This is a genomic window from Limibacillus sp., assembly GCA_037379885.1.
In the GTDB taxonomy this organism is placed as follows: Bacteria; Pseudomonadota; Alphaproteobacteria; order Kiloniellales; family CECT-8803; genus JARRJC01.
This window is the reverse complement of record JARRJC010000112.1, coordinates 1-2999: the sequence shown is the minus strand read 5'-3', so window position 1 is coordinate 2999 and position 2999 is coordinate 1. Positions and strand designations below refer to the sequence as shown.

General features: G+C 61.0%; 2 protein-coding genes and 1 pseudogene. 1 reads left to right on the top strand and 2 read right to left on the bottom strand.

Annotated elements, in window-relative coordinates; genetic code table 11:
- Window positions 1–134 precede the first annotated feature (134 nt).
- A pseudogene (locus P8X75_15040) lies at window positions 135–431 on the bottom strand (transposase).
- A 614-nt stretch (window positions 432–1045) separates the two neighbouring features.
- On the opposite strand from P8X75_15040, the gene P8X75_15035 reads away from it, so the two are divergent.
- The gene (locus tag P8X75_15035) at window positions 1046–2404 is read left to right on the top strand and encodes an amidohydrolase family protein (protein MEJ1996496.1); all 1359 of its coding nucleotides are present in this window, start codon (window positions 1046–1048) and stop codon (window positions 2402–2404) included.
- A gap of 350 nt (window positions 2405–2754) precedes the next feature.
- Here P8X75_15035 and P8X75_15030 read toward each other — a convergent pair.
- Window positions 2755–2999: transposase (locus P8X75_15030; GenBank protein ID MEJ1996495.1), on the bottom strand; the 245-nt coding region annotated here is incomplete at its 5' end.

The window sequence follows — 2999 nt, the reverse complement described above, 5'->3', positions numbered from 1 at the left end:
CCTAAACGCGCTCAGGAGCGATTCTGGAGCGTCACCACCCGCCAGCGAGCGTGCGTTGCCGGCGGAGGCGTTCCGGCCAGGGGGGCGGCCTGACCCTTCAAGCAAGGGCACAAGCGCCGGCCACGCGACCACGGCCAGCCCTCGGCCCTGAGCAGAGCCGTCACCCGCCGATACCCGTAGCGTCCGGACCGGCCCGCCAGCTTCACTACGTCCGAGCGCAGCGCCTCCTCCGCTCGGGGCTCAGAAGTTTACCTTCGCCGCCGCCTCCAGGCTCAGCGTGTCCAGCGTCAGGTCCGCCACCGGTAGTACCTCTGCTCCGTGATCCCCAGCTCGCGGACGATCTCGGCCACCGTCGCTCCCTCGGAAGAACGCACCTCCGCCTGCCGCAGCTTGCCGATGATCTGTTCCGGTGTGTACCGCTTCTGGCCCATCTGCTGCCCCCTTTCGATATCCCCAGATCGACAGAAACCTAACTCTGCCCCTGGTATCGTTTCAGGGGGTCACGTCGATGAAGCCCGGCGAAACTACGAGCCCTTCGCACTGCCCCCCTAAAGGGGGGCAGCTTCGCGTGATCGCAGATATCACCGATCCCGACCTCATCCGCAAGATCCACGAGCACGTTCAAAAGCGCGCACCACCAAGGCTACCGCCACGACGCGCGGCGTCCGATACAACCTATCCCGATCTGCTTGCCAAACGCCGATAAATCCGAGGCGACCGTCCCGGCTGCGCGTACCATTTCTCGACTTCCCTTTTCACCGCTACACCCGTGCGACAACCGCTACAACCGCCGTGCGATCTCCGAGCCATCCCGATAGATGCCGATCAACTGGACCAACTCTGCCCGCTACGCCAACTCCTGCCATACTATTCGCAACACAAGAAAAGACCCGTTATCTTCCCTATTCGCCGGGGTCAGCTTTCCCGGGGGGATGCCGAGTCCCAGGAACAGCTTTTGTTACCGGGCGCTCTCTGCAAATTGCTTCACCCGCTTGTCCACGGATCCTTTTCCGGCCAATCAAAGCGTATCGTCAGAGGTGCTTCAATGAACCAACCCACCCACCACGTGCTTACCGCGCTCCTGTTCGCGTCTCTGAGTTTCTCAGTCCAGGGCCAGGTCCAGGGCCAGGACGCAAAGCCCATCACCGTGATCACCAATGCGAACGTGTTCAACGGTGTCGAGGAACGGCTCATGCAAGACACCGATCTTCTGATCGAGGGCAACCTGATCAAGCAAATCGGCGACGACATCGCCGTTCCGACCGGGGCGAAGATCATCGACGCCGCTGGGCGTACGCTGATTCCCGGCCTGATCGATGCGCACTGGCACACCTACTATGCCAATGCTGCCCAGAGCGTCCTGCTTACCGGCGACATGTCGGAGGTTGCCATCATTGGCTTCCTCGGTGCAGAGAAGACCCTTATGCGGGGGTTCACCACCGTCCGCGATGTTGGCGGTAATCCCTTCGCGGTGAAAAAGCTGACGGACACGGGTGAGCATCCGGGTCCCCGTATCTTTGCGTCCGGACCGCCCATCAGCCAGACCTCGGGACACTTCGACTTCGGGCTCAAGAACGATCACCCGAAGAACCTTACCGACCCGCTCAGTTACTGGGAGCGCAACTCCCTGATCATGACCGCCAACGGCGTTCCGGAAGTCATCCTGCGGACGCGGGAAAACCTGCGTATGGGTGCCACCCAGATCAAGATCTCGGGCGGCGGTGGCGTCTCGTCGTCTTACGACGACCTCGACGTTCAGCAATTCACCTATGAGGAAATGAAGGCCGCCGTGGACGTGGCGAAAACCTGGAATACTTACGTCGCAGCGCACATTTTCACGGATGAGGCGACGCAGACCGCACTCCGCGCGGGCGTCCTGTCCATCGAGCATGGTTTCCTGATCTCCGAGAAAGAAACCTGGGACCTGATGAAGGAAAAGGGCGCCTGGATCAGCCTCCAGCCCTTGCTGGACGACGAGGATGCACTCCAGTTCGAGAATCCCTATAGCCAGGAGAAGTATTCCCGGGTGACCGCCGGCACGGACAACGCCTACAAAACGGCCAAGAAGTTGGGCATCAACATCGCCTTCGGCACGGACATGCTCTTCGACCCCGTCGCGGCCGAAAACCAGGGCAAGATGCTGGCGAAGCTCAAGCGCTGGTTCACGCCCTATGAAGCGCTGAGGATCGCTACTTCGGAAAACGCGCGCCTTCTTGAACTGGCTGGCCCGCGTAATCCCTACCGGGATGGTTCCCTCGGTGTGATCGAGGAAGGCGCCTACGCCGACCTGATTCTCGTGGACGGCAACCCGCTGGAAAACCTGGACCTGATCGCTGACCCGCACGCCAACTTCGACCTGATCATGAAGGACGGCAAGGTCTACAAGAATGCCCTGGGAGACTGATCGACGCACTCGGGCCTGACTTCACGGTTGCGCTCAAGGGTCTTCCCGCTGCTTCCTCTGCCCTGGCAGGCGGGTGGGCGATTGCGAGTCCGAATGAACGAGTTCAAGCCATTGAAATTCACAGCGTGGCACCTGGTCATCGCGTTGCCCTTCGCCAGTTACCCGGCCAGGGCGCAACAATTCGCGGGTGACAACCAGTGGGTACGGAAGCCCCGGATTGGTCTGGCACCGACTCCAATGCGGTCGCGTCGGTGACGCATTCCGCATAAGCTGAAAAGGTGGGTTGTGGGTCCTGGGCCCAGATCCTGGTATGACCTGCCCGTCTTAACTGGTCCAGATGTCAAGTGAGTCTAGGCGGCCTTTTGGCCTGTCGCCATAACGATCTCGGGCGCGGGCGGTCGATAGCCCAATGCGCTGTGAGGGCGCCTCGTGTTGTAGTGCCGTCTCCATTGCTCGATGACCACCTGCGCCTCCTTCAGGGTGTAGAAGATCTCGCCGTCGAGTAGCTCATCGCGCATGCGCCCGTTGAACGATTCGCAGTAGCCGTTTTCCCACGGACTGCCAGGCGTAATGTAGGCCGTCTTCGAGCCCATAT

What these genes read in the sequence shown, in the direction of transcription:
- P8X75_15035 (MEJ1996496.1), top strand. Translation starts at nt 1,046, where the DNA reads ATGAACCAACCCACCCACCACGTGCTTACCGCGCTCCTGTTCGCGTCT.